This is a genomic window from Streptomyces agglomeratus (assembly GCF_001746415.1).
In the GTDB taxonomy this organism is placed as follows: Bacteria; Actinomycetota; Actinomycetes; order Streptomycetales; family Streptomycetaceae; genus Streptomyces; species Streptomyces agglomeratus.
The window spans coordinates 4132421-4158942 of record NZ_MEHJ01000001.1 but is presented as its reverse complement, the minus strand read 5'-3'; the positions used below and the strand labels follow the sequence as shown (position 1 = coordinate 4158942).

The window sequence follows — 26522 nt, the reverse complement described above, 5'->3', positions numbered from 1 at the left end:
AGCGGCAACAGGCCCGCGGCTTCCGACTCTGGCAACAGGTCAGGACTCAGTGGAGAGCAACTGAACCCGTCGTTAAGAAGAAGGTCCGCTGGTGGCAGTGGTAAACGGCATTGGAGCCTACGGACCGACTCGGCGGTCTGCCTGCACCGCGCCTGGCAAAAGGCGACTTGTGAAGCCTGCATTGCATAGTCGCTCGTAGGCTGCCGCCACATCGTCCGGCACCGGCTGGCTGACCATGAATCCCTGTTCTGGGTAGATACGCAACCGCTGGAGTGCGCCGACAAGCATGTCGAGCACCAGGCGGGCGTCCCCGATGGAGTCGACGTAGTCGTCGAACGTCATCGGAGTGGACGCGCTCACGATCTCGACTCCAGGCCAAAGTTTGCGCGCCGTCGCGTAGGCGCGCCGCTCCTCGTAGGGCTTGCTGATGAGCAGGACGGACGAGACGTCCACGCCGGACTCTTCGAGAAGGGCTCTGGAGAAGCAGATGTTCTCACCGGTATTGCGCGCGTTCGGTTCAACAAGCACATCGGAGCTCGGCACCCCCAGCTCCAACGCCCTTTCGCGATAGTGAACAGCCTCGCCGCGCGGCATCCGCTCCCGCGTAGTGCGGCTGGTGGCCCCCGTGAAGACGATGAGCGGCGCCATGCCACGTTTGTAGAGGTCGACCGCAGTATCGGCCACGCCCAGGTCGTGACTGCCCAAGCCGACCGCGACCGAGCATGGCCGTGGCTCGTGGTGCATCTGGTGAAAGTCCCAGAGGCGGCGCGCGTCCGCCCATGACTCTGTCGAGATCACTGCTCTGCCTCTCCGTCCCGTGCTGAATCAGGCACCTTGAAGTCGTACTCCCACGCGAAGCGCGATGCTGCGTGGACACCGATCGCGTACTCCACCACGGTGCCATCGGCCGTGTACGTGGTGCGGTGCAGCTCGACTACTGGCTCACCCCCGGGGAGTTGCAGCAGCTTCACCTCGTCGGCCGTCGGGATGCGGGCGAAGAGTTCTTCCTTCATGTGGTCGATCTCGTACCCGGCGTCGTACAGCACCCGGTACCCACCACCACGTCCGGCCGGCCCCGGCGTCGGATCAACCAGCCGTGTTCCCTCGACGTGCTCGGGTCGGTAGTAGCTGGTCAGGGTGTGCGTAGGCTGCTCGCCCTCCTTAACGAGGCGTGCGCGGGCGTACACCTCGGCACCAGCAGGTAGACCATGCGCTGCGGCAACGGCCTGCGGAGCCGCAACACGACTGACCTGTTGCGTCTGCTCACCGCGACGGTACGCGCGACCGGTCGCGACACGGTCAGCGATGAACGCCACCTCGTCACCGTCTCGCCACTTCGCCTTGTCGTACCGGCTGATACCGAGCCGCTTGAGCGGAGTCTGTTGCCGGACGACCGTGCCATGTCCACGGGACGAGGTGACCAGCCCCTCCGCCTCCAGCGCCTTGTACGCCGCGTGGACCGTGGACTTGGACCCTTCGCCTGCTTCGACGAGGTCCCGAATGTGCGGCAGTTGCTGCCCCGGTGCGTACTCCCCGCTCGCGATACGAGCGGCCAGCCTGTCCGCCAGCTCTCGCCACTTCGGTGCCATGCAGTGCTCCTCTCGATGGGACCAGTCAAACACAGTCCCAGGACTGTTGACAGTCCTGGGACTGTGGGTCATGGTCTTACTTAGCGGTTCGCAGTCCTAGGACAGCGCGCAAGTGGGCCTTCTTTGGCCTGCCACAAAGCCTCTTCCGAACCACAACTCAAGAGCGTGATCCACCGCAGTGAGACGGCCGTGACTGCACCGGCCGAGGGCGGGTGGAGACCAGTCGGCCGAGACCGGACCCGCGTCACAACCGGGTCCCACACCTGTAGGGGGACACGCCACCGACTCGAAAGAACCGCACGGCACACCTTGTTGCTGCCGCGACCTCCGGGATTTCGGACCTCCCCGGAGCGAGCAGCGCCGTGCGCATAGGAGATCCGCGCATGTTTCGACCGACCCATCAAACGGCGCGCGGCCCCGGTGCTGGAACACCGGGGCCGCTGTTCGGGCCGTTCCACCTGCAAGGGAGAACACGACCCAATGAGCCACATCGTCACTGTTCAGGATGCTGTTACCGCGTTCGCCGACTTCATGGAGCCGACGGATGCGGAGTTGGACGCGATCGAGCGTGAGATGCCCGTGATCCTGGCGGATGTCGATCTGCTGGACGCGTACATCGTCATTCTCGACCGCACGCCGACCGAGCTGGACGACCGCCGCATCCGCCGGGCCCGCCGCCGCGCGCTGGCGGCGCGGGTCGCGCTGGTCAACCGTGCGGCTTGCACGAGCCTCCCCGGCGGTGCTGCGTGAGTGCCACCGACCGGAACCTGACCGCCGCGCACGCTGAGGTGAAGGCGGAGATCGCGCGGACGGATACCAAGACGGCGCTGCTGCTGGCGTTCGTCGGCGCGGTGCTCGCCGGTACCTGGACGGTCGTACGCGACATGCCGCTGACCGTGCCCGTCATCGTCGCGGGCGGTCTTGGTTTGGCACTGCTGGTCGCGGCGGCCGGCCTGCTGCTGCGGTCGGCCCGCCCGAACCTGAGTGGCCGGCACGGCTTCCCGCTGTGGGCCACGCTCACGGCCGAGGAGATCGGTACGGCGGTCTCTTCGGATCTGGCCGCCGACATCGCGGGACTGTCCCGGCTGGCGGTCGCCAAGTTCACGTGTCTGCGTCGCGCGGTCGACCTGACCATGACCGGCGGCGCCCTGCTGGTCCTTGCCGCCCTGCTTGCCGTCGGGGGTGTGGCATGAACCTTCGCCGCAAGGGCCGTGCCGCCCTGGTCCTCGCCCTGGTCGCCGTCGTCGGTATGGCGTTCCGTGTCTCGTGGAACGCGCTGCGGGACATCGCCGGCGCCGTCGGCGCGGATGACACGGCGGCGACGCTGTATCCGTTCGTGGTCGACGGTCTGATGGCGCTCGCCCTGATCGCCACACTCGTCCTCGGCGGCGACGCCCGTCGTTTCGCGCTGCGGGTGCTGGGTGCCTACACCGTCGCTTCCCTGGTCCTGAACTACGTGCACGGGCTGGTCCCGGAGCTGCACGACCGCACGGTCGACTGGGGGCGCCTGGCCGACTGGGACCCGGCGAACTGGGCCCTGGTCCTGCTCGCCACGTCGCTTCCGGTCGGGTCGATCTACTTCGGCTCCGATCTCGTCGCCAAGGTGCTGCACCACCGCCCCGCCCCGATTCCGACCGTGAGCACGGATGCGGAGGAATCTACAGAGAGCGATACGAAACGGTCTACGGCTGACCTCGCGGTATCGACCCCAAAGCCGATCACCCCGAACGTCACGGCGCTGCCCCGGCCGGTGGCCGTCGGCTTCCTGAAGTCGACGCTCCCCGCCAAGCCGCTCCCCTCGATCGCACCGGCCCCCGTCGAGTCGATCGAGCGGCACGCGGTGGCGGCAGAGTCGCCCCGCCCGCGCCGCGCCACCGGCCGTGTCCCGGCGGTGGCGAAGTCGACCCGCCCGAAGCGCACGCCGGAACAGTTGCTCGCCGAAGCGCGCACGGCGACGGCCGATTGGCCGGACGCGAAGGTGACCGCCGAGGGCATCCGCCGCGAGGTGCACACGTCGCCGGCCAACGCCCGGTCCCTGCGAGACACGATCCTCGCCGAACGGGCCGCAACGGCGGCTGAGGCCGCGTGATGGGGGCGCTGCCGGTCTACCGGTGGTGCCTGGCCCCGGACGGCTACGCCACCCGCCGCCAACTCAGGGCGCGCGGCTTGCGGCCAGGTGGTCAGTGCGTGGCCGCGCAGCTCGAACGGCCGCGCCGCCGCCGTGGGCCGCTGGTCGCCTACCTCTACCGCGTCGACCTCGCCCAGCCGGTCCGGCCGATGACGCCGGGCCGGTGGTCGGCGCTGGCCAAGGCCAACGCCGCCCGCCGCATCTGCCCGCAGTGCCGGACGGATGCGGGCTACGTCATCCCCACCTCGCTCGGCACCTGCGTGCCCTGCGCCTACCCCGATCCCTCCCACGCCGTGAGGAGTGCCTGACATGGGCAAGCCCGACACCCGCCGCCTGGACCGTGCCATCGCGCAGGCGAGCCGCAAGCTGGCCGCCGTGCAGAACCGCGAGTTGTGGCCGCTGGACGGCCGCGAGCGCCGCGCGGTGCTCGCCGGTCTGGCCGGCGGCTCCTACAAGGTCGTGCGCGGTGAGAGTCCCGCACGCGCGGACCGGAAGCTGGAAACGGCCTGGGCGTCCGCTGAGATCCGGCTGGTCGCGGAGATCGCCGCGCTCACGACCGAGCGTCAGCGGGTCGTGAACGAAGCCGCCCGCGCCAAGGCGGCCAAGAAGTCGTCGGGGTGGTGGTGACCGTGCCCGGCATGGAGACCCCACCGGGTGAGTGCCCGCAGTGCTGGCAGCATGCCTACGACCGGCGCGTTCACCGCAAGCTCAAGCCGCGCGAGGACTGCCCGCAGTGCGTGGACCACATGGTCAACGGCTGCCCCTACCTCGTGCCCAAGAGGAAGTCGAGTTGGTGGTGAGCGTGGACCGCCGCTGCCCCGCCGCGCACCCCGACGACCCCACGCCCTGCGTGGGTCCGGTCGTGGTGACCGTGCTCGACGCTGGTAAGGCGGGGGCCGACGGGTGCGAGCACCACGGCGCTCGGCTGCTGGCCTCTCTCGACGGCGGACGCGTCTACGCCCTCCCCGACGCCCCCTACAGGGCCGCGATCCGCACCTTCACCGCCGCCCAGGGCATCCGCCCGTTCTGCTGGCTCGACGGCCCTCGTACCGAGCCGTCGCACCTCAGCCACGCGGAGAACCGCGCCCGGTACGGCCGCTGACCTGCACCGCAGCACGTTGGGGTGGCCGTCCCCTGCCACGGACCGGCCGCCCCGGACTCCCGCGTACTCCCGCCCCGTTGGGGCAGTCAGGAGCACTTCCAGCATGTCTGAGAACGTCGTCCACCTCCACAAGCCCACCGACCCCCCGACCCCCGACACCGCCCCCACCATGCTCACCGTCGTCCCCGACGCGCCGCCGGCCCGGCCCGTGCCCCTGTGGGTCCGCTCCGGACGCGCCATCAAGACCGCCGCCACGCACGAGACGACGCGGGCGACGGTGCGGGCGGTGGCCCGGCACAGCCTCTACACCTTCAACGGCGGCCGGATCGTGGCCCGCCGCACCTGGGACGGCCGTACCGGCTCCCGGTACGAGCGGATGATCCGGGCGGCGGAAGCCGCGGGGAACCTGGAAGCGGCCGAGGAGTGGGAGGAGCGGTTGCAGCGCTTCCGCGCCGCCCGCCACCACCGCCGCATGGACCTCCTGCACTCCCCGGTCGAGGCCGCGAAGGGGGTGGCCGTCGGCGCCGGGATGGGCATCGGTGTCCTGGTCGCCCTCGGCGTCGTCATGGCCCTCAACACCGGGCACGTCGGCGACGTCATCACCCCGCTGTCGGCGACCATCGACTTCATCGCCCTGCTCATCCGGATCGTTCAGGTCGTCTGGGGTCCGGCGCTCACCATCGGCCCGTTCCTCGCGCTGCTCGCCCTGTGGTCGGTGGGCCGCAAGCAGCACGCCGCCCCGAACTGGGCACTGCCCGCGAACGTGCGCAACGGCGAGGGGGAGCCGATCACGCCGTCCATCGTGGTCAAGGCCCTGCGCGACCTCGGAGTGCCCGCCCTGGCGCGCGCTATCAAGGAGATGGGCGATGCCGGCGCGTCCATGCTGGGACCGATCCGGATCGCCGGATGCGGTGTCGAGGTGGACGTGACCCTGCCGTCCGGGGTGTCGACCAATGAGGTGCAGGGAAAGCGGCGCAAGCTGGCCGAGAACCTGACCCGGCACGAGCACGAAGTGTTCATCACCATCCCGACCGCCGCACGGACGGTCCGGCTGTGGATCGCCGACTCGGGGGCGCTGGACGAGCCGATCGGCCCCTCCCCGCTGGTCACCGACGACACGATGACCGCCGACTACACCAAGGGAAAGGCGCCCTGGGGGCAGGATCTGCGCGGCGACGCTGCCGCGCTGAGCCTGTACCAGCGCCATCTGCTCATCACGGGTCTGTCGAACCAGGGCAAGACGGTGGCCCTGCGCTCCCTGGCCCTGTGGCTGTCGCTGGACAGGTCGGTGCAGTTCCTCATGGGCGACCTCAAGGGCGTGGGTGACTGGGCCATGTTCGACGGGCTCGCCACGACCCTGATCCAGGGCCCGACGGATGAGCACGTGATCCAGGTGACCGAGATGGTCGAGGGCGCGGTGGACGAGATGAACCGCCGTATCCAGGCGCCGCCCGGCACCGTGTTCCCGCCGCTGATCGTGCTGGTCGACGAGGCGCAGGTGGCGTTCATGTGCCCGGCGAAGGACGCCGAGAAGCGCCCGTACGGCGGGTCCAAGGCCAACTCCCGGTACTTCATGGCCGTCCGGAAGATCCACAACCAGGGGCGGGCCGTGAACGTGCTTATGTGGCAGGGCACCCAGGACCCGACCAACGAGAACCTTCCCAAGCTGGTCCGCGAGGGCGCCCACACCCGCGCCTCCCTCGCCCTGGGCACCGAATCCCAAGCCCGCATGGCCCTCGGGGACAAGGCCGTCGACGGGGGCGCCGCTCCCAACCTGCTGCGCCCGGGTCTGGACCGGGGAACCCTGGTCGTCGCCTCCGACGGCGTCACCATCCCGGCCGGACAGTCGTCCATCACGGTACGCACGCACTACATCGACGACGACGCCGCCGAAGCCATCACCGACCGGGCCAAGGCCCTGCGCGACGGAGTCACCACCCTGCACGCCATCGATCGGGGCGCGGAGCACGACCCGCTCGCCGACATCGCCGCCGTCGTCGGCGACGCGCCCCGCGTCCGCACCAAGGACGTGCTGGCGCGGCTCGCCACACGGCACGCGGACGCCTACGGCGGCTGGTCGTTCATCGACCTCAAGCGCGTCCTCGACGACGCCGGCGCCGAACCCTACAAGTCCGACGGCGTCATGGTCGTCGCCCGCGACCGCGTGGCCCGCGCCCTCGCCAACCGCGACACCCAGGGTTCCGCTTCCGCCGACGGATGACAGGGAGCCAACCTCCGACGGGTCAGGGAGACAGGGAGAACTCCCTGAACACCTCCCTGACCCGCCTCCCTGGCCCTGACCTGCACAAATGATCGTTCAGGGGATCAGGGAGGCACGCAGCTCAGACCCCCAGAACACCCCGCCACACGGCACCCCGAAGGGGGTGCCGTCGCCTCCCTGGCTATACGCCGGAAGGGATTCCGCATGTACCCCGACCACACCCATCAGCCACCCGTACAGCGGGCCGTTGAAGTCCACCAGCCCACCCCGTACCCGCCCGCCACCATCGCCCCGTCGCCGGTCGTCACGGTGCAGCCGGGCAGCGTCCCGGCGGTGGCGAGCATCGTCCTCCCGGACGGCCGCATCGTCACCGGCTACGCCATCGACCACGCCCGCCCGGAACCGGTCACGGTCAAACCGGCCGTCTCGCGGACGGCGGTGAACGTCGCCCTCGAGGGCGTCGGCTTCCTCGCGGTGTGCAGCGGACTGCTCCTGCTCACCTCGTTCATCGCCGCGCTCACCGCGTTCATCACCCAGCTCATCATCCTGGCCGCCGTCATCTTCGGCGGATGGATCGCCGTGCAGATCTTCAGCACGAGCGGCCACCAGGGCGGCACCACCGTGAACATCCGCAAGGCCGTGATCAAGCGCAACCACTTCCACGGCTAGCTACGCCAAGGGCGGCCCCCGTCTCACGCCAATGAATTCGGGGCCGCCCTTGTCCACCTGCCCACTACAGACCTGTGGAGGTCTCCCAGCATGACTCAACCCACCGACATCCGGCGAGACGGCGAGCGGCCGTTACTGCTGGACCTGTTCTCCTGCGCCGGCGGCGCCGCCATGGGCTACGCCCGCGCCGGATTCGCCGTGGACGGATGCGACATCGCCCACCGGCCGAACTACCCCTTCCCCCGCCACCAGGGCGACGCTCTGGCCTACCTCGCGGGCCTGATCGCCACGGGTGAGATCCGCCGGTACGCGTTCGTGCACGCCTCCCCGCCTTGCCAGCACGGCTGTGCACTGACCGTGGGCACGAACGCATCGCAGGGATGGGGCCGCCCGCACGTCGACCTCGTGGCGCCCACCCGTGAGCTGTTGGACGCCACCGGCCTGCCGTACGTGATCGAGCAGCCCAACGGCCGCGCGGAGATCCGCAAAGACCTCACCCTGTGCGGGGAGATGTTCGGTCTCGGAGTCATCCGGCACCGCAACTTCGAGCTGGGCGGCTGGAGCATCGAGCAGCCGGCGCACGTGCCGCACCGGGGCCGTGTACGCGGCTACCGGCACGGCCGCTTCTACGACGGCCCCTACGTGGCCGCCTACGGCAACGGCGGCGGCAAGCCCACCGTTCCGGAGCTGCAAGCCGCGCTCGGCATCGACTGGACCGACGTGCGCGAGGAACTGACCGAGGCCATCCCGCCCGCCTACAGCGAGCACATCGGCCGTGCCTTCCTCGCCTCCCGGGTGCTGGGGGTGGCGGCATGAGCGAGCACCTGCGCACCGCGCTCGACCTCGCCGCCTCACAGATCCCGGTCCTTCCCCTGCGGGCGGGCAAGGTTCCGTTCGGCAACTGCCGCCGGTGCGCGGACAACGCGTGCGGCGGCCGGCCGAACATGAAGAACCCCGGGCGCTGTGCCTGCCCCGGTCCCTGCCACGCGTGGGCCGCCGCGACGACCGACCTGGACGTCATCACCTGCGGTCCCTGGCGTCGCGCATGGATGCGTGCGAGCGCGGTCGCCTACCACCCGGGCGGGGCGGGGCTGACGGTCGTGGATCTCGACAACGCCGACGCGATCACGTGGGCCCGCGAGAACCTGCCGACCACGCAGACCGTGCCCACCACCCGGGGCGAGCACTGGCTCTACCTCGGTCGGATGCAGTCCGCGAACGCGGTCCGGCCCGGCGTGGACATCAAGTCCACGATGGCCTATGCCCGGTGGCTTGGGTTCGGCACCGGCACCATGGCCTACCTGCCGGACGCCGTGCGCGCGCTGGCCGTGAGCAAGCCCGCCACGGCTCGGCCCGCGCCGCAGGTCATCACCGTGCCCGCACCGGTCGGCGGCGGGGAGTGCCCTCACCGCACGCCTACGTACCTGGAACGTGGCATCGCCATGGCGGAACAGCGCATCGCCGAGGCCCGCGAGACCATCCACGCCACCGTGTACCGCACGTTCCTGGCCGTGCTCTCCACGCACGGCCGCTGCGGCTGCCTCACCGAGGCGCACACCGCGCGGCTGTTCACCGCCGCACAGGCCAAGGGGGAGTCGCCCCGGCACTGTATCGACGCGTGGACCAACGCCCGCACCAGGTTGGGACTGTGACCATGGCAGACGACGAGAAGAACCCCGCCCGCGAGGTCATCACCGACTACGCGCAGGCGCACTTCAGGTACTTCCGCACCGCCGAAGGGACCGTGTACGCGCAGAAGAACGGCCACCCCGTGGCCCGACCGATCCGCTCCCAGGGCACGACGGGCAGCCACCGCCAGGAACTCATGGTGGGCCTGTTCAGGGACGGGCGCGGCGTGTTCAACGGGACCGCGCTCAAGGAGGCGCTGGACTTGATCGAGGCTCTGGCGCTGACCGAGGCCACCCAGGCCGTACAGATCCGCGTGGCCCCCGGATTCGACGGGGCGACGTGGCTGGACCTGGGCCGCAGCGACGGGCAGTCCGTCCGTATTCACCCCACCGGCTGGGAGATCACCGTGCCGGACCCACAGGAGGTGTGTTGGCGGCGTACCCAGCTCACGGGAGAACTCCCGTTGCCGGTCAAGGACACCGACGGCAAGGGCATCGACCTTCTGTTCAGGCTGACGAACTTCATCAACGCGGAGACCGAGTGCCTGGCCATGGCGTGGCTGATCGGCTGTCTGGGGCCGTCGGTGCCTGTCCCCGCGCCGTTCCTCACCGGCCCGCAGGGGGCGGGGAAGTCCACGGCCGGCCGGATGCTCGTGCGGATCATCGAGGGCATGAGTGGAGACCTGCGTCGGGCGCCGAAGGATGAGGAGAACCTGATCGCGGCCGTGGCGGCGGGGTGGGTCACCGCCCTGGACAACCTCTCCCACATGACGCCGGACCTGTCCGACGCCATGTGCTGCATCGTCACCGGGGCCGAGAGCGTCAAAAGGGCCCTGTTCACCGACGGCGACGTGCACCGGGCCCGCTACCGCCGCCCCCTGCTCCTGACCGGCATCGACGTGGGTGTCATCCGGCCCGACCTCGCGGAACGGCTCCTGCCCCTGCGCCTGGAGCGGCCCCGCGTGAGGCGCACCGAGGCCGAACTGTGGGCGGAGTTCGAGGACGCTTTGCCCGTCATCCTCGGCTCGCTCCTGGACCTCACAGTCAAGGTTCGCGCCGCTGAGGCTGAGACTCCCACCGACCTGCGGATGGCCGACTTCGCTCACCTGTGCGCGCAGTTCGACGCGGCGACCAGCCTCGGAGCTCTCAACGCCTACGGGGCCAGCCTCGACGACCTGAACGACGACGTGATCGAAGGCGATCTCCTCGCGCAGACCGTCCTCCTGCACGCCGACAGCATCGAACCGGGCGGCGAACAGCGGATGACCTCCACCGAGTGGCTGCACTGCCTCAGCCGCGTCTACAGCGGCGACGATCTGCGGCCCCTGCCCAAGGGATGGCCGACCACCGGCAAAGTCCTCTCCGACCGGCTCAAGCGCCTCCAACCGACCCTGGCTGCCCGGGGGGTCCTCATCGACTCTGGCCGCACCCGCGAGGGCCGGTACCTCGAAGTGACCCGCCGAGCCACCCCACTCCCACACGAGCAGACGGAAGCGTTCTGACCCGCAGCCCGTTCACCCGGACAAGCAAGAGGAGCACCCCGCCGTGGCGTGCTCTTCTTGCTGTTCGGCGGAACGCCGCCCTGGTGGTCGCGCCGCGAAGCGGCCCCTCATTCACGCTCTGAGAGGCCACCGGACTACTACAGACACCCCTTCTTTTTTCTTAAGTAGGGAAGCTCTGCGTCACAGCGTCACACGGACGGGGAAAACAGCCCCTGGCCTGCGGTTACAGGCGTGACGCAGACGGCAGGCTCTGCGTCATCCTGCGTCACCTGCGTCACGCCGTGACGCAGCACGTGACGCACCGATGACGCACCCCCACACCGCCGCGTCACGCAAAGCCCCAGGTCAGAAGCCCGAGTGACGCTGGTGACGCTGTGACGCAGAAATCCGCACCTCGGACACAAGCGGACCCGATGTGGGCTCCCCCGGAACGTCTGCCACTTCCGCTCCCCCCTGCCCGCTGAACTCTGCTGAAGGAGTCTCCGCCTTGGCTGTCCCCAAGATGCTCAAGCTTCCCGAAGTTCTCGAAGAGATCGGCATGAGCCGCGCCGCCTTCTACCGGATGCGGGCGCGCGGTGACGCTCCCCGTCTCCGCAAGCTGCCCAACGGACAGATCCGCGTCCGGCGCCAGGACCTCGACGCCTGGTGGGAGACCTGCGAACAAGCTGCCTGATCCGAAGCACGACACCGAAGGGGCCCGCGACGTGCGCGGGCCCCTTCGGCCATGAAGGAGAGACACATGCAGAGCTATGACGTGCGCGTGTGGAGCATCCGCCGCCGCGCGAGCAAGAGCGCCCCGTTTCAGCTTCGTTGGACCGTGGGCGGCAAGGTGCACCAAGAACCGTTCCTGACCAAGACCCTTGCCGATGGGCGTCGGGCCAAGCTCATGACAGCAGCATCCAGCGGTGAGGCGTTCGATACTGAGACTGGCCTTCCCGTCTCGGAGCTGCGCCAGCTCAACCGCACATCCTGGTACGCACACGCTCGGGACCACGTAGCCATGAAATGGCCCTCTGCCGCCGCCAAGCACCGCGCGAGCATCGCGGAGAGCCTGACCATCGCAACGATGGCGATCTGTCCGCAGAGCAAGGCACGGCCGGAAGCCGAGCTTCTGCGGCGGGCGCTCTACCAGTGGGCGTTCAACGCCGGTAGGCACGGGACGGCGCCACCCGCCCCCGAAGCGCAGGCACTGGCTTGGGTGGAGAAGAACGCGCCGGCTGTCGTGGACCTCGACAGCGCCAAGCGGATGCGTACGGTCCTCGACGAGCTGGCTAAGAAGATGGACGGGAAGCCCGCAGCACCGAACACGATCCGGCGACGCCGGGCCGTACTGAGCAACTGCCTTCGACTGGCCGTGGAAAAGGAGCTGTTGCCGAGCAATCCGCTGAGCCGTGTCCACTGGGACATTCCCAAGGCTGTGGAGGAACTGGACGAGCGGAGCGTGGCCACCCCCGCTCAGGCCGCCGAACTCATCAAGGCCGTGCACGGTCAGGGACACCGGGGTGAGCACCTGGCCGCGTTCTTCGGGTGCATGTACTACGCCGCTATGCGACCGGAGGAAGTCTCGGTGCTCAGCGTCGACCAGTGCACCCTTCCCGTGACGGGATGGGGCCGACTCGACCTCTCGGGCGCCCGGCCGCAGGTGGGCTCCGGTTGGACCGACGACGGCATGCCCTACGAAGAACGCGGACTCAAGCACCGCGCCCGTAAGACCGTCCGCCGCGTGCCGATTCCGCCCGTCCTCGTGTCGCTACTGCGCGAACACATCGAGCAGTTCGGCTCAGGAGACGACGGCCGTCTCTTCCGTGCCGTGCGCGGTGGCCCTGTGCGCTCGCAGGAGTACGGCGCTGTGTGGAAGGAAGCGCGCCGTCGCGCGCTCACGTCGGCTCAGGTGGCCTCCCCGCTCGCGCGCATCCCGTACGACCTGCGGCACGCCTGCGTGTCCTTCTGGCTCCGCTCAGGGGTGAGCCTCGCTGAGACAGCCCGCCGGGCGGGGCAGAGCATCGCCGTACTTCAGCGGTACTACGCGAAGGTGTTGGACGGCGAGGAAGACCGGATGAACGAGCTGATCGACCAAGGCTTTGCCGAGCATGCCGAGGACGATCGGCCGGCGCCCTGACCGCGCCCGATCCTGGCCACAGGTTGGCCGTACACCCTGGTCAGCAGTGGGATACGGGCGGGACAGGGTGAGACAGGCTGAACGCAGAAGGGGTGTCTCCGAGTCGGAGACACCCCTTCTGACCAGTACCTACGTTGAACTGTGCGGTGGGTGTGGGATTTGAACCCACGGTGACATCGCTGCCACGACGGTTTTCAAGACCGTTCCCTTAGGCCGCTCGGGCAACCCACCTTCGCGCCGCCGGCCCGCGGTGGCGCGAGTAACAGCCTAGCCGGTCAGCTGTCGTCGCCCTCGCGCTGGCCCAGGGTGACTTCGGCCGTCGACGTCTTGCCGTCCCGCTCGTACGTGAGCGTGACCTGGTCGCCCGGCTTGTGGGTCCAGATCTCGCTGATCAGGGTCGGGCCGCTGTCGATCACGCGGTCGTCGAGCTTCGTGATGACATCGCCCGCCTTCAGACCGGCCTTGCCCGCCGGGCTGTCCGACGGGACCGCCGGGGTGTCGCCCGTGCCGCGGTCCGCGATGACCGCGCCGCCGTCGCTCTTCGGGTCCATCGAGACCGTCGCGCCGATCACCGGGTAGACCGGCTCGCCGGTCTTGATCAGCTGCTGGGCGACGGTCTTCGCCTGGTTGACCGGGATCGCGAAGCCGAGACCGATGGAGCCCGCCTGGGACTGGCCGAAGCCGCCGGTGCCGGCCGACTGGATGGCCGAGTTGATGCCGATGACGGCGCCGCCCGCGTCGAGCAGCGGACCGCCCGAGTTGCCGGGGTTGATCGACGCGTCGGTCTGGAGGGCGCTCATGTACGACGCCTTGCTGTTCTGGCCGTCGCCCGAGGCCACCGGACGGTTCTTCGCGCTGATGATGCCGGTGGTGACCGTGTTCGACAGGCCGAAGGGCGCGCCGATGGCGATCGTCGAATCGCCGACGGCGACCTTGTCGGAGTTGCCCAGCGGCAGCGGGGCCAGGCCGGAAGGGGCACTCTTCAGCTTCAGGACGGCCACGTCGTAGCCCTCCGCGCGGCCGACGACCTCGGCGTCGTACTGCTTGCCGTTGGAGAAGGTGACGGACAGGTCGCCGCCGTCAGCCGCCGACGCCACCACGTGGTTGTTGGTGACGATGTGGCCCTGCTTGTCGTAGACGAAGCCGGTTCCCGTGCCGCCCTCGCCGTCGCCGCCCTGGGCCTCGATGGTGACCACGCTGGGCAGCGCCTTGGCCGCGACGGCCGCGACCGTGCCGGCGTCGCGCTTGAAGTCCTTCGTGGTGCCCGACGCGGAAACGGTGGTCGAGTCGGTCGGGTCGTCGTTGCGCTCGGCGACCCAGTACCCGATGCCGCCGCCGACGCCACCCGCGACAAGGGCGGCGGCCAGCACCGCGGCGACCAGGCCGCCGGCGCGCTTCTTGCGCGGGGCGGGGGGCACGGGCGCGCCCCACGCGGGACCGCCGGCGTCGCCGCTGCCACCGCCGCCGTACGGGTACGAGGACGGAGGCGGCGGCCAGCCGGCGCCGCCGGCCCCGGTACCAGGCCCGGCTCCCTGCGGATGCGCCTGCGGCACCGGCTGGGGCGGCGTGCCCGGCTGCGGAACGGGCATGTACCCCGGCTGCGCCTCGTGGCCCGGCTGCGTGCCCTGCGCTGTGGGGTTGTGTACGGGCGGGGCGGGGGCGGGGTTCGCGGCGGGCGGTGCGGGTTCGTGCCCGGGAGCCGCCGGGTTCGTACCCGCGGAGTCGGAGGCGGCGGGCCCGGGAGCGGCCGCCGGCACGGGAGGTGCGGACGGGGCGGCCGGAACCGCAGTGCCCTCGTTCTCGGTGCTCACAGCTCTCTTCTCCTCGGTCCCACGTCGTTCTCGGTCAACGTCACCACTGTGCAAGTGTCCGCTGTCAGCTTTTCCCACCGCACGTCAGAGGACCGTAAGCGGTTCCTGTGCATCCATGGAACATCCTTTACACCGGACAAAACGCCCGCATCTCCGGAAGGGCCGACCGGCCGTTCCCGGGACGCGTTTTTCCGCCTACCCACTGGCGGTGACACCATGGCGCGGTGACCCACGCACGGCAGCACACGATTCAGGTCGTCGCTCACCGCGGCGCCTCGGAGGACGCCCCCGAGCACACCCTGGCGGCGTACATGAAGGCGATAGAGGACGGTGCCGACGCTCTGGAGTGCGACGTACGGCTCACCGCGGACGGGCACCTTGTCTGCGTCCACGACCGCCGCGTGAACCGCACCTCCAACGGCCGCGGCGCCGTCTCCGCCCTCGAACTGGCCGATCTCGCCGCCCTCGACTTCGGCGCCTGGCGCGACAGCGCGGAGTCCCCCGACTGGGACCCGGCCCGCGGCCAGGCCCCGGGCGAGTTCACCTCCGTACTCACCCTGGAGCGCCTCCTGGAGCTCGTGTCGGACGCCGGGCGCCGCGTCGAGCTGGCCATCGAGACCAAGCACCCCACGCGCTGGGCCGGCCAGGTCGAGGAGCGGCTGCTCCACCTGCTGAGGCGCTTCGGCCTCGACGCGCCCGCGGCCGACGAGCCCTCGCCCGTACGCATCATGAGCTTCTCGGCGCGCTCGCTGCACAGGGTGGCGGCCGCAGCGCCCACCCTCCCGACCGTCTACCTGATGCAGTTCGTCTCGCCGCGCCTGCGCGACGGGCGGCTGCCGGCCGGCTCGCACATCGCGGGCCCCGGCATCCGGATCGTCCGCAACCACCCCGGTTACATCGCACGGCTGCACCGTGCCGGGCACCGGGTGCACGTATGGACGGTGAACGAGCCGGAGGACGTCGATCTGTGCGTACGCCTAGGGGTCGAGGCGATCATCACGAACCGCCCGAAGCAGGTTCTGTCCCAACTGGGACGCCTGTAACTCCTGTCACAGGGAGTGCTCCGGCGCGTTCGCTCCGTGTTCGATCGTTGCGAGTGCGTCACTGACCCGCGCCTGGCCGGTTTCCGGTCCAGGCCATTGGGGCATTCACTCCGTGGCGTGGGGCGAAGGAGGTCTCGGGGGTGGCGTTGGTGGTGGCACGGGAAGTGCCCACGTCGTCGAGCATGGCCGTACCCCATGGCCCTGCGGGCGTGGGTGAAGCAAGACGCCGTATGCGCGACGAACTGCGCGTCAGCGGGGTGTCGGATTCGGTCATCGACGATGCCGTACTGATCCTGTCCGAACTGCTCAGCAATTCCTGCCGTCATGGCAGGCCACTGGGGCAGGCCGAGGTCGGAGACGGTGACATCCGCGCCGCGTGGCGCGTCGATCCGACAGGCAGGCTGACCGTCGAAGTGACGGACGGAGGCGGTCCGACCCGGCCGGTTCCAGCCACGCCCTCGGTCACCGCGCGCGGCGGCCGCGGGCTCAACATCATCACGGCGTTGGCGCAGGACTGGGGCGTACGGGACAGCGCGGCGGGCGAGGTCACGGTGTGGGTCGACGTCACCGGGGGACACCGGCGCGAGGACTTCGCTGCGCGCGTCGCGGTGCCCGGACTGGATTTCGCGGACCCTTTCGACGACCTCGGCTGAACTCGGCCGGGCGTCGCGACTGACCTCGGCCGGCCTGGCGACTGAACTCAGCCGGCCGTCGCAGCTGAACGCAGCCGGCCGTGGCGGCTGAACTCGGCCGTCTTTACCGACTGAACTCGGCCGGCCGTGGCCCGGCCTCGTCCGGGCCCGGCCCGGACCCCGCGACAGGCTTCGGCCGGGGCCGGTTCGGCCGCCCGGGCCCGGACGGATCACTGCCGGCCCTCTTCCGGGCCGGTTCAGCGGCTAGGCTCGCGCCCGACACAGCAAAGCCGTGAACGGGAGAAGCCAAGCCATGGCCAAGAAGCGCCCCCAGCCCGCAAGGGGAACCAAGCCGCAGGCTCAGGTGGCCGGCGGGGAGGTGCCGGTCGTCGGGGCCCGCGAGCCCTGCCCGTGCGGTTCCGGCCGTCGTTACAAGGCATGCCACGGCCGCGCGGCCGCCCACGCCGTCACCGAACTGGTCCAGCGGCCCTTCGAAGGGCTGGCCGGCGAGGGCGACTGGGTCGCCCTGCGCGAGCTGGTGCCCGCCGCGACGGCCACGCTGACGCTGAAGGACGGACTGCCCGAAGGCGTCCCCTCCGTAACGCTGGCGACCGTACTCCCGATGGCCTGGCCCGCCCTGCGCCGCGACGACGGCTCCGTGCTGCTCGGCCTTCAGAACGACACGCCGTCCGGGGACCTCAGCCGCGACCTCGCGGACACCCTGCTGCGCGCGCTGACCGCGAAGCCCGGCACCCCGGTCGCGGCCGAGCGCGCCCCGGCGGACGGCCCGCGCCTCCAGGACCTGCTCGACGCCGACGCGCCGTTCGAGCCCGAGGTGCACACCGGCTTCGAGTTCTGGGTCCCGGACGCGGAGAACGCCACGCCCGAGGTGAGCGCCTCCCTGGAGCGTGCCAACGCCGCCGCGATCCCCACAGTCCGGCTGACCGGTGTCGACGCCGCGTACTGGTGCGAGACGCCCGACAAGAACCACCTGCGGTGGGTCATGCCGTACGCCGAGGACCAGCTCCTCGACGCGCTGGCACGGCTGCACGCCGCCGGTACCTCGTCGCTCGGCGAAGGCACCCGCCTCGTCGGCTCCTTCCGCGCGCACGGCCTGATGGTGCCCGTCTGGGACCTGCCGAGCGAGACGAAGGCACAGGACATCGAGAAGCCCGCCGCGGAGCTCGCGGAGCGGCTCACCGCGGCGCTCGCCTCCGACGCCCCCCTGTCCCCGGAGGAGCGCCGCGCGCGGGGCGGTCTCACCAACCGCCAGGTGACCCTCAGCTGACAGTGACCTGGGAGTGGGAACGAGAGTGAGTGCGACAGTACGTTTCTGTCGGGCGATCGGTGACTCCGGTCACAACCCCCCGTTTCGCAGGTAAATCCCTGTCTGAATAGGGGAGATCGAATTTGCCAACCGCAGATCTCTTGTTACCGTTCTAAGTGCCCGGTCGCTGGTGCATCCCCCGTCGCCAGCGACCGGGTCTTTCTGTGTCCCCGCTCCGCCCCGTGTCACGACGACCGGTCAACGGGGCGCAGGCGCCGCCGAGTTGCTTCCGGAGCGCAGCAGCAGAGGCCCGTCACCGGCCGCCGCGAACTCCGAGACGGCCGAATATTCAGCCGCTTTTCCCCGTGTGGGCTCACGCGGCGTTTCGCACACCCCGGGTTCGTCTTCCGCGCTCACCGCGCAATGCATCTGAACGGTCCGGTCGCCGGCACCCATCAGTGCGAGTACGGCGCGCAGTTCCATGCCTGTCGCATTGCGGTAGTACGTACGCGCCCAGGTACTGCCGGCTTCGGAGAGCACACAGGTCTGGGCCTCGATGCCTTCCGGGGAGCTGAGTTCGGGACCGCACCGCGCGGACGCGTCGCGCGGAAGGACGCGCGAAGGGGCAGCCGAAGGAGCGTTCCCGGGAACGGACTCTGCGCCGTTCCCGGGAACGGTCGCGGCACTGTTCCCGGGAACAGACCGGTGAGCGCTCCCCGGATCGGTCCGAGCGTTCCCCGGCGCGGTCCGGTGAGCGTTCCCTGGAGCCGCCTTGCCGTCTTCCGGTACGCGTACGGGCTCGGGTTCCCCGGACGCGCCGGCCAGCGGCAGCAGGGCGGTGAACACCACGACGGCCAGCAGTCCGGTCATGCGGAAATTCAAGGCGGGTCCCACCTGTCGACTGCCCGGAAATTCTTGAGGTGGGCCGAAGATATCGGCCAATGCCCCACCGCCCGGGAGCCGCGCGCACGGCGGCCCGGGAACTCCGCGCGACTCACACCCGTACGAGTGAGCCGGCGGGGGCTTCGTCGCACAGTCGTCGTACAACCGCCGCGCGCGCCGCTTTCGTCCCCGGTTTTGCCCGCCGCCTTCGTCCACCGAGGGCGGCGCCGAGGACGGCGGCTCTCGTCACCCCGCCCGCGGCCCGTCACCCCGCCCCGGCTCGCTCAGTACGCGAGCCGGCTGCCGCCGTCCGGTGCTCCGTTGCTCGCCGCCACCAGCGCGTCCACGACCGCCTCGACATCCGGCAGCCAGGGCGCGGCCGAACCGTTGAGCGGCGCGCGCTCCCACCGCACCTGCCCGGTCCCCGTCTCGGAGGGCGGCAGCACCAGATAGCCGCCCTCACCGTGGAACCGCAGCGAGCTGGGCACCCAGTCCTTGGCGTACAGCAGCTCCCCGAGCCGCTCCAGGGAGTACGGAGCGACCAGCAGCGACCACCGTGTCGGAGACGCGACGACCGGGCCCAGGCGCATCCCCATGCCGTCGAGCGCCGTCAGCGCCACGGCGCCGGCGAGTGCGGGGAGGCTGAGCGCGCACGGTGCGGCGCCGCCGGTGGCGAGCATGACGGGAGCCGTCGGACGGTTGGTCCACCACCAGCGGATCATGCGTTCGTCGGTGGTGGCCGCCAGGATGCCCGGGTCGAAGGGGTGCGCGCCGGGAACCACGCATTCGGGATCGGGACAGGCACACGCCTGTCCGGGGCCGCCGCGGCCGCCCGACGGGGCGAGCCCCACACCGGGGAGGACGGGCCACTGCCACTCGGTGGCGCAGGTCAGCGCCGCGCCGAGTTGGGCAGACCCCTCACCTCGCCGGAACCGGAGCCTGCGTCGCCTTCCGGGGATCTCGCGCATGAGCGCTCGTTCCTTTCCGTTGAACGCCGAGGTCCATATCACACGATGTGTGCATATCTTCACTGAGCGTGCACGTCACGTACTGGCTGCGTACTGGTGGTGCGTCGCCGCATATTCAGCCTGCGGCACGGGCAGCCCGTCGGAGCCGGGCGTGAAACGTAGCGGAGGGTGGCGCACACGTGGCGCTGTACTGATCCGTAGGAGATCGGTAGTAGTCCGTAGTCGCTGTGCCGCTACTCGGGGATGGGACGCGGCCCACGGCGATTGAGACGCCCAGGTCCGCCGTCAGGTTCCGGGGCGGTCCCAACTGCCCCTGGCCATCACCGATTAGGTACCCATCACGGTTGATATGACGCGCTGTCGAACGCCCTCAGTCGACCGCAAATTATTGCTGTGTGTGGCAATTTTAGGCCAAGTTGGCTACCCCACAGACACCAAGAGTCCCACGTTGACAATGCTGGACATCCCCTTACTTGTGCGTGTACATGTGGATGCATTGATAGCGGCGCAGAATGACATGGGGGTTTGCGATGCTATTGAGCAAAACGCACCAGCTGAAAAGCCCGCGATCATGAGCGCCCCGCACGTGCCGAAAGTGGCTGGAATCGATCCAGTCGTTCCGCCACCCACGCACACTGTCGCGCCTCATCCGTCGACCCCTGCCCCACCCGCCGCCGCCGGAGCGGTCCTTCAGGACCGGCTCGCCGGATGGGTGTCCGACCTCACGACCCTCCACGAACTCACCGAACGCCTGGTCCGCACCCGTTCGGTCGACGGCGCCCTGCACGAACTGCTGCGCGCCGGCGCCGCTCTCGTAGGTGCCCGCCGGGGCCTCGTCGTCCTCGAACCCGCGTCCGGCCTCGGCCAGGCCACCACCGTCGGCCTCGGTCTCGCCCACGCCGACCTCGGCCACATCGAGACCGTGCCGCGCGGTTCCACGTCGTACGGACGGCTCCTCGACGGCCTCCCGGGCAGCCCTCGCCCCAGCGAGATCGCCCACCCCGACCTCCTCGGCGAGGCGGAACTCGACCCGCGCCACCGCGAAGTCGCGGCCCGCCTCGGATACGCCGCCAGTTACGCCCTGCCTCTGGCCACCGAAGCGGCCGGGCGTCTCGGGGCCGCCGTCTGGCTGTACGACGAACCGGCCGAACCCTCGGAGCGCCGGCGCCACCTCGCGGGCCTCTACACGCGCTACGCCGCCGAACACCTCGCCCGCCTGCTGGAACTGGAGCACGCCCGCGCACAAGTGGCCGCCGTCGCCGAGGAACTGCTGCCCAGCAGGCTGCCCCGCGTCCCCGGCGTACGCCTCGCCGCCCGCCACCGCACAGGACCGCACGGCGGCGGCGACTGGTACGACGCCCTGCCGCTGCCCGAGGGCGCCCTCGGACTCGCCGTCGGATCGGTCTCCGGATCGGGGCCCGGCGCGGTCGCCGCGATGGGCCGGCTGCGGGCCAGCCTGCGGGCGTACGCCGTGATGGAGGGCGAGGACCCCGTCGCCGTACTGTCCGACCTGGAGCTCCTCCTGCGGCTCACCGAACCGGCCAGGTCCGCCACCGCCCTCTTCGCGTACTGCGAACCCGACCGGCGCAAGATCGTGCTGGCCGGCGCCGGACACAGCCCGCCGCTGATCGTCGGCGACCGGCGCACCGAGTACGTGGAGACCTCCCTCTCCGCGCCGCTCGGCATGCTGTCCTGCTGGGAGGCGCCCAGCGTGGAGCTCACGCCCGCACCCGGCGAAACGGTGCTTCTCTACACGGACGGTCTTCTCCAGCGCACCGGCGACCCCATGGACCGTGCCTTCGCGCGCCTGCACGCCGCCGCCGCGAGCGCGCCCAGAGCCATCAGGGACGACCCCGCGGCGATCGCCGACCACGTCCTGCGCGCCCTGCTGCCGGACGGCGCCGACACGGCGGACTCGGCGGACGACATCGTGCTGCTCGCCGCACGTTTCGACTGATTCCTCACAGTTGTCCGCAGCGCCCCTGGCCGTGTCGCCGTCGCACATACGATGGAGGACGGTCCAGTGTCGTATCGAGGAGACAGCGTGTCGGAAGAGCTCATGCCGGAGACCCCGGAAGAGACCGAAGAGCCGATCAAGCAGCGGAAGAACGGCCTGTACCCGGGCGTTTCCGACGAGCTCGCCGAGAACATGAAGACCGGCTGGGCCGACACCGAACTGCGCGGCCTGGAGCCCATCGCCCAGGCGGGCCACACCGCAGAGCGCCGCGCCGCGCTCTCCGCCCGCTTCCCTGGCGAGCGGCTCGTCGTCCCCGCGGGCAACCTCAAGACCCGCTCCAACGACACCGAGTACGCGTTCCGCGCCTCCACCGAGTACGCGTACCTCACGGGTGACCAGACGCAGGACGGCGTCCTCGTACTGGAGCCCCGTCCGGAAGCCGACGGCGGCCACGACGCGACGGTCTACCTGCTGCCCCGCTCCGACCGCGAGAACGGCGAGTTCTGGCTCGACGGCCAGGGCGAGCTGTGGGTCGGCCGCCGCCACTCCCTCACCGAGGCCGAGCAGCTCCTCGGCATCCCCGCGAAGGACGTCCGCGAGCTGACCGCCGCGCTCGGGGAAGCCACCGGGCCCGTCCGCTGCGTCCGGTGGCACGACGCCGCCGTCGAGGCGGCGCTGACCGACAAGGTCACCGCCGAACGCGACGAGGAACTGCGCGTCTACCTCTCCGAGGCCCGCGCCGTGAAGGACGACTTCGAGATCGGCGAGCTCCAGAAGGCCGTCGACTCGACCGTCCGCGGCTTCGAGGACGTCGTCAAGATCCTCGACAAGGCCGAGGCCACCAGCGAGCGCTACATCGAGGGCACCTTCTTCCTGCGCGCCCGCGTCGAGGGCAACGACATCGGCTACGGCTCCATCTGCGCCGCCGGCCCGCACGCCACCACCCTGCACTGGGTGCGCAACGACGGCGACGTACGCTCCGGCGACCTGCTGCTGCTCGACGCCGGCGTGGAGACCCACACCCTCTACACCGCCGACATCACCCGCACCCTGCCGATCAACGGCGCCTTCACCGACCTCCAGCGCAAGATCTACGACGCGGTGTACGAGGCCCAGGAGGCCGGCATCGCCGCCGTGCGGCCCGGCGCGAAGTACCGCGACTTCCACGACGCCTCGCAGCGCGTGCTCGCCGAGAAGCTCGTCGAGTGGGGTCTCGTCGAAGGCCCGGTCGAAAAGGTCCTGGAGCTCGGCCTCCAGCGCCGCTGGACCCTGCACGGCACCGGCCACATGCTCGGCATGGACGTCCACGACTGCGCCGCCGCCCGGCGCGAGGCGTACGCCGACGGAACACTGGAGCCCGGCATGTGCCTGACCGTCGAGCCCGGTCTGTACTTCCAGGCCGACGACCTGACCGTGCCCGAGGAGTACCGCGGCATCGGCGTACGCATCGAGGACGACATCCTCGTCACCGAGGACGGCAACCTGAACCTGTCGGCGGCGCTCCCGCGCCGCTCCGACGAGGTCGAGGACTGGATGGCGCGGGTCAAGCAGGACTGACAGTGATGATTGCTGTGGCTCCGCCCGGGGGTCTGACTCCAGGACTGACTGACGCTTCGGCTGTCCTTGGTTGGATTTGTCGGCCGTTCGGGCGGAGCCACGGCGCGCGTGGCCGGTCGGGCATCTGTGACTTCATAGGAGTCAGCCGTTCACCTGCGGATGACGCCTCGCGGGCGTGAAAATCGGTACGGGGGCTGTCCGCCGACGCCGATCGATGTCTGGGCTGTGAGCCCGCATAGGAGTCAGCCGTTCACCTGCGGATGACGCCTCGCGGGCGTGAAAATCGGTACGGGGGCTGTCCGCCGACGCCGATCGATGTCTGGGCTGTGAGCCCGCATAGGAGTCTGGTGAGGGAGCCGTCCGAGGGGCCGCACACTGTCGTCTCGAGCACGCCGTTCAGCTTCTCCGTCTCCCCTCAGGCTCCCCGGGCAGCCCCCGCCCGCACCAATGCCCAAGGGGAGGAAGACGATGGAGGAGTCCAAAGACGACCACGACGACGGAAGTGTTGCCCGGGTCGCGGCGATCGACATCGCCAAGGCAACCGGGATGGTGTGCCTGCGCATCCCGCACGACACCATCGAAGGCCGGCGCGTCCAGCAGGTCTGGACGGTCGCGTCCACCACGAACGCGATCCTCGAACTCGGCGACCGGCTGGTCTGCCAGGGGGTCCAGCGGGTGGTGATGGAGGCGACGGGCAGCTACTGGCGGCCCTTCTTCTACCTCCTGGAGGCCCGCGGCCTGGAATGCTGGCTGGTCAACGCACGTGATGTGAAGAACGTCCCCGGCCGGCCGAAGACCGACAAGCTCGACGCGGTCTGGCTGGCCAAGCTCGCCGAACGCGGCATGGTCCGCGCTTCGTTCGTACCGCCCAAGCCAGTCCGGCAGCTACGAGACCTCACCCGCACCCGCACAGTGTTCATCCAGGAACGCACCCGGCACAAGCACCGGGTGGACAAGGCCCTGCAGGACGCGCAGATCAAGCTGTCCGACGTTGTCTCCGACCTCTTCGGTCTGTCCGGCAGGGCCATGCTCGATGCCCTGGCCGCCGGTGAACGCAACCCCGAGCTTTGGCGGATCTCGCCAGAGGGAGCCTGGTGAAGAAGAAGCCGGCCCTGGCCGAGGCACTCACCGGGCAGTTCGAAGAACATCACGGCCGCCTGCTGGGCGTGCTGCTGGGCACCGTCGACCACCTCACCACGCAGGTCCAGGAACTCGACCGGCTGATCGCCGACCTCATGAAACAGACCACGGCTCCATACGACACCGGCGGGCCGTCGGACGGGGACGACACCGGCGGGCCGTCTGTCCGCGACGGTGTGACCGCGCAGGAACTGGCCGAGCGTCTCGATGCGGTCCCCGGCATCGGTCCCGCCACCGCCCAGATCGTCCTCGCCGAGATCGGCCTGGACATGAGCCGCTTCCCCACCCCCGAACACCTCGTCTCGTGGGCGAAGCTGTGCCCCCGCACGATTCAGTCCGGAGCGAAGAACACCGCCGGCCCGGCGGGCAAGGGCAACCCATGGCTCAAGGGCGCCCTCGGCGAAGCCGCCAACGCCGCTGCCCGCACCGACACCTTCCTCGGCGCTCGCTACCGCAGAATCGTCAAACGCCGCGGCCACGCCAAAGCCCTCGTCGCCGTCGCCCGCTCCATCCTCGTCATCACCTGGCACCTGATCAACGACCCCGACGCCCGATACCAGGAACTCGGCACCGACTGGCACCAGCGCCATCTCAATCCCGCCCGCAAGACCCGCGACCTCGTCCGCCAGCTCCAGGCCCTCGGCCACCACGTCACCCTCGCACCCACTATCGTGGCCTGACCTCAGTCACCCCCACCCACAGAGAAACCGTCCGGCTCCGCCGTACGGCGCTCCCGCCTGCCCGGAGAAACGGGGATTTTCCGTTCAGCTTCCCACCACGCCGGCCCCACGCGAGGGCGTGCCGCTCAGGACACCTTGAGCAGCGCGCCCTCGCGCCATTTGAGGATCTTGTCGAAACTGACCACGGCGCCGTGCCCCGGCCTGTTCCTGAAATGGACGTGATCGGCGAGCTGCTCGATCAGACACATACCTCTGCCGCTCTCCGCCGAAGTGGGCGCGGGAGACGGTGCGGCGCGATGTCCACGCCGCGAAGGGGGAAAGCCCGGCCCGGAGTCGGCGACCTCGATACGGCATTTCTCGCCGTCAAGATAAGCGGTCACCCGGTATTCCGCGGAAGGCGTTCCGGAATGCTCGTCCCCACCGTGCTCGACCGCGTTCGCACACGCCTCGCTGAGCGCGACCGACAGGTCGTAGGAGATGTCCGGATCCACCCCCGCCGTCTCCATGGTGCCGAGCAGAAGGCGGCGGGCGAGCGGGACGCTCGCGGCTTCGCGCCGCAAGTGGAGAGACCACCAGATGCTCATGCTCCAGCCTCCTGGCTGCGGCTCGACATACGGATACGTATTGCCGCAAGCAACCCTTCATAAGCGTGGAGTGAACGTGATTGCCCTCATTCGGCCGACGCGCACACTCCTAGTGCCGGTGTATACGCTCCTGGACCTGCCGTAGGAATGCCGTGGGCGCAGTGCGATGATGTCGAGGCCATGTCTACGTCCGTCGCACGCACCGCAGTCCGAATGCGGCTGCTGAGGACCGCGGTGTTCACCGCGGTCTGCGTCGTGCTGGCCGCGACCGGACACGTCATGGCCTCCTGCGCCGCCGTTCCCTGGTGGACGCTGGCCCTCGGCGCCGCCGCCGTGTCCGGCCTGGTCGCACCGCTCGCCGGGCGCGCGCGCTCGATGCCCGCCATCGCCGCCGCGCTCACCTGCGGACAACTCGCCCTGCACACCCTCTTCGGCCTGGGCCAGCACAGCCCCGCCCTGGAGAGCGCCGCCACCGACACCTCGCTGCGCACCTTCGCGGCGAAACTCGTGTGCGGCGCCGGAGCGCTGCCGCTCAGCACCGCCGAAGCGCGCCGCATCATCACCGAAGCGGGCATCGACCCCGCGTCCGTACAAGCGGCGCAGCAGCACCTCGCGCACACCGCACACGCGGCGCACCGGACGGGCGCGGCGGAACCGGCCGCCGGGCTGCTGCCCAGCCTCCCCATGTTCCTCGGCCACCTGCTCGCCGCCGTCGCGACCGGATGGCTGCTGCGGCGCGGGGACATCGCGCTGTCCCGGCTGCTCCTGCTGTCGGCCCACGGCGTCGCCGAAGGCGCGCTCGTACGGTCGCTGCGCGCCGCCCTGGCACTCGTACGGTCGCTGAACGCCGGCCCGCTCCCGGGAACGCCCGTACGCGGGCCAGGCACCCCCCGTACGCCCTTCGTCACCTCGCTGCGACCGGCAGGGGAAGCCCTCCAGCACACGGTGATCAGGCGCGGACCGCCCGGCGCGGTGCTCGTACTCGCAGCCTGACGCGGCGCACTCTCCGGCGTAACACACACACGACCACGGGAGCGGCGCCG

28 protein-coding genes and 1 tRNA gene are annotated in these 26522 nt (G+C 70.2%); 22 read left to right on the top strand and 7 right to left on the bottom strand.

Features of this window, described 5'->3' with window-relative positions:
- Positions 1 to 117: 117 nt before the first annotated feature.
- Both AS594_RS18035 and AS594_RS18030 read right to left on the bottom strand, forming a co-directional pair.
- Positions 118 to 798 (bottom strand): YdcF family protein, encoded by a 681-nt coding sequence (locus AS594_RS18035; RefSeq protein ID WP_069935168.1) that lies wholly within the window; start codon positions 796 to 798, stop codon positions 118 to 120.
- On the bottom strand, positions 795 to 1589 hold the full coding sequence (locus tag AS594_RS18030; protein ID WP_069935167.1) for a GntR family transcriptional regulator: 795 nt from the start codon (positions 1587 to 1589) through the stop codon (positions 795 to 797). The genes AS594_RS18035 and AS594_RS18030 overlap by 4 nt, the downstream gene beginning before the upstream one ends.
- A 480-nt stretch (positions 1590 to 2069) precedes the next feature.
- On the opposite strand from AS594_RS18030, the gene AS594_RS18025 reads away from it, so the two are divergent.
- The 14 genes from AS594_RS18025 (at position 2070) to AS594_RS17960 (ending at position 12958) form a co-directional block, all read left to right on the top strand.
- The gene (locus tag AS594_RS18025; RefSeq protein WP_069935166.1) at positions 2070 to 2339 is read left to right on the top strand and encodes a DUF6284 family protein; all 270 of its coding nucleotides are present in this window, start codon (positions 2070 to 2072) and stop codon (positions 2337 to 2339) included.
- Entirely contained in the window at positions 2336 to 2782 is a 447-nt protein-coding gene (locus tag AS594_RS18020; RefSeq protein WP_069935165.1) for a Pycsar system effector family protein, read from the top strand. Before AS594_RS18025 ends, AS594_RS18020 begins: the two co-directional genes overlap by 4 nt.
- On the top strand, positions 2779 to 3678 hold the full coding sequence (locus tag AS594_RS18015) for a DUF2637 domain-containing protein (RefSeq protein ID WP_069935164.1): 900 nt from the start codon (positions 2779 to 2781) through the stop codon (positions 3676 to 3678). The genes AS594_RS18020 and AS594_RS18015 overlap by 4 nt, the downstream gene beginning before the upstream one ends.
- On the top strand, positions 3678 to 4025 hold the full coding sequence (locus AS594_RS18010) for an RRQRL motif-containing zinc-binding protein (RefSeq protein WP_069935163.1): 348 nt from the start codon (positions 3678 to 3680) through the stop codon (positions 4023 to 4025). The genes AS594_RS18015 and AS594_RS18010 overlap by 1 nt, the downstream gene beginning before the upstream one ends.
- Before the next feature lies 1 nt (position 4026).
- The gene (locus tag AS594_RS18005) at positions 4027 to 4344 is read left to right on the top strand and encodes a hypothetical protein (RefSeq protein ID WP_069935162.1); all 318 of its coding nucleotides are present in this window, start codon (positions 4027 to 4029) and stop codon (positions 4342 to 4344) included.
- An 11-nt stretch (positions 4345 to 4355) separates the two neighbouring features.
- Positions 4356 to 4517, top strand: coding sequence for a pRL2-8 (locus tag AS594_RS18000; protein WP_206281715.1), 162 nt, complete (start codon positions 4356 to 4358; stop codon positions 4515 to 4517).
- Positions 4514 to 4819, top strand: a complete 306-nt coding sequence (locus AS594_RS17995) for a hypothetical protein (protein ID WP_069935944.1) — start codon at positions 4514 to 4516, stop codon at positions 4817 to 4819. Before AS594_RS18000 ends, AS594_RS17995 begins: the two co-directional genes overlap by 4 nt.
- 103 nt (positions 4820 to 4922) lie before the next feature.
- Entirely contained in the window at positions 4923 to 7040 is a 2118-nt protein-coding gene (locus AS594_RS17990) for an FtsK/SpoIIIE domain-containing protein (RefSeq protein WP_069935161.1), read from the top strand.
- A gap of 204 nt (positions 7041 to 7244) precedes the next feature.
- Positions 7245 to 7709 (top strand): hypothetical protein, encoded by a 465-nt coding sequence (locus AS594_RS17985; RefSeq protein WP_069935160.1) that lies wholly within the window; start codon positions 7245 to 7247, stop codon positions 7707 to 7709.
- A 90-nt stretch (positions 7710 to 7799) separates the two neighbouring features.
- On the top strand, positions 7800 to 8525 hold the full coding sequence (locus tag AS594_RS17980; RefSeq protein WP_069935159.1) for a DNA cytosine methyltransferase: 726 nt from the start codon (positions 7800 to 7802) through the stop codon (positions 8523 to 8525).
- Positions 8522 to 9361, top strand: a complete 840-nt coding sequence (locus tag AS594_RS17975; RefSeq protein WP_069935158.1) for a bifunctional DNA primase/polymerase — start codon at positions 8522 to 8524, stop codon at positions 9359 to 9361. Before AS594_RS17980 ends, AS594_RS17975 begins: the two co-directional genes overlap by 4 nt.
- Before the next feature lie 2 nt (positions 9362 to 9363).
- A complete protein-coding gene (locus AS594_RS17970) occupies positions 9364 to 10839 on the top strand; it encodes an ATP-binding protein (RefSeq protein ID WP_069935157.1) in 1476 nt (491 codons plus the stop codon).
- A 487-nt stretch (positions 10840 to 11326) separates the two neighbouring features.
- On the top strand, positions 11327 to 11512 hold the full coding sequence (locus AS594_RS17965; RefSeq protein WP_107393227.1) for a helix-turn-helix transcriptional regulator: 186 nt from the start codon (positions 11327 to 11329) through the stop codon (positions 11510 to 11512).
- Positions 11513 to 11839: 327 nt separating this feature from the next.
- Positions 11840 to 12958, top strand: a complete 1119-nt coding sequence (locus AS594_RS17960) for a tyrosine-type recombinase/integrase (protein WP_338120170.1) — start codon at positions 11840 to 11842, stop codon at positions 12956 to 12958.
- Positions 12959 to 13102: 144 nt separating this feature from the next.
- Here the strand turns inward: AS594_RS17960 and AS594_RS17955 are convergent.
- A tRNA-Ser gene (locus AS594_RS17955) sits at positions 13103 to 13189 on the bottom strand.
- Positions 13190 to 13233: 44 nt separating this feature from the next.
- Positions 13234 to 14769 (bottom strand): S1C family serine protease, encoded by a 1536-nt coding sequence (locus AS594_RS17950; RefSeq protein WP_069932622.1) that lies wholly within the window; start codon positions 14767 to 14769, stop codon positions 13234 to 13236.
- 224 nt (positions 14770 to 14993) lie between these two features.
- On the opposite strand from AS594_RS17950, the gene AS594_RS17945 reads away from it, so the two are divergent.
- The 3 genes from AS594_RS17945 (at position 14994) to AS594_RS17935 (ending at position 17732) form a co-directional block, all read left to right on the top strand.
- A complete protein-coding gene (locus tag AS594_RS17945; RefSeq protein WP_069928017.1) occupies positions 14994 to 15812 on the top strand; it encodes a glycerophosphodiester phosphodiesterase in 819 nt (272 codons plus the stop codon).
- 95 nt (positions 15813 to 15907) lie between these two features.
- Positions 15908 to 16465, top strand: a complete 558-nt coding sequence (locus AS594_RS17940) for an ATP-binding protein (protein WP_107357921.1) — start codon at positions 15908 to 15910, stop codon at positions 16463 to 16465.
- Between the two features lie 292 nt (positions 16466 to 16757).
- On the top strand, positions 16758 to 17732 hold the full coding sequence (locus tag AS594_RS17935; protein WP_069928015.1) for a DUF5926 family protein: 975 nt from the start codon (positions 16758 to 16760) through the stop codon (positions 17730 to 17732).
- A 237-nt stretch (positions 17733 to 17969) separates the two neighbouring features.
- On the opposite strand, the gene AS594_RS17930 is transcribed toward AS594_RS17935, so the two are convergent.
- Positions 17970 to 18581 carry a hypothetical protein gene (locus AS594_RS17930; RefSeq protein WP_069932623.1) on the bottom strand — a complete coding sequence of 204 codons (612 nt, stop codon included), beginning with the start codon at positions 18579 to 18581 and terminating at the stop codon, positions 17970 to 17972.
- A gap of 296 nt (positions 18582 to 18877) precedes the next feature.
- On the bottom strand, positions 18878 to 19561 hold the full coding sequence (locus AS594_RS17925) for a bifunctional DNA primase/polymerase (protein WP_069932624.1): 684 nt from the start codon (positions 19559 to 19561) through the stop codon (positions 18878 to 18880).
- Between the two features lie 454 nt (positions 19562 to 20015).
- On the opposite strand from AS594_RS17925, the gene AS594_RS17920 reads away from it, so the two are divergent.
- From AS594_RS17920 to AS594_RS46200, 4 genes are all read left to right on the top strand, one after another.
- Positions 20016 to 21518 carry a PP2C family protein-serine/threonine phosphatase gene (locus tag AS594_RS17920; protein WP_079144538.1) on the top strand — a complete coding sequence of 501 codons (1503 nt, stop codon included), beginning with the start codon at positions 20016 to 20018 and terminating at the stop codon, positions 21516 to 21518.
- 102 nt (positions 21519 to 21620) lie between these two features.
- Positions 21621 to 23075 carry an aminopeptidase P family protein gene (locus AS594_RS17915; protein ID WP_107358089.1) on the top strand — a complete coding sequence of 485 codons (1455 nt, stop codon included), beginning with the start codon at positions 21621 to 21623 and terminating at the stop codon, positions 23073 to 23075.
- Positions 23076 to 23543: 468 nt separating this feature from the next.
- Positions 23544 to 24173 carry an IS110 family transposase gene (locus AS594_RS46205; RefSeq protein WP_240509042.1) on the top strand — a complete coding sequence of 210 codons (630 nt, stop codon included), beginning with the start codon at positions 23544 to 23546 and terminating at the stop codon, positions 24171 to 24173.
- Positions 24170 to 24895: a transposase gene (locus AS594_RS46200; RefSeq protein WP_240509041.1), complete on the top strand. Its 726-nt coding sequence runs from the start codon at positions 24170 to 24172 to the stop codon at positions 24893 to 24895. The genes AS594_RS46205 and AS594_RS46200 overlap by 4 nt, the downstream gene beginning before the upstream one ends.
- A 125-nt stretch (positions 24896 to 25020) precedes the next feature.
- Here the strand turns inward: AS594_RS46200 and AS594_RS17905 are convergent, their stop codons facing one another.
- A complete protein-coding gene (locus AS594_RS17905) occupies positions 25021 to 25479 on the bottom strand; it encodes an ATP-binding protein (RefSeq protein ID WP_069928011.1) in 459 nt (152 codons plus the stop codon).
- A gap of 180 nt (positions 25480 to 25659) precedes the next feature.
- Here AS594_RS17905 and AS594_RS17900 point away from each other — a divergent pair, with 180 nt between their 5' ends.
- Positions 25660 to 26472, top strand: coding sequence for a hypothetical protein (locus tag AS594_RS17900; protein ID WP_069928010.1), 813 nt, complete (start codon positions 25660 to 25662; stop codon positions 26470 to 26472).
- Positions 26473 to 26522: the final 50 nt, after the last annotated feature.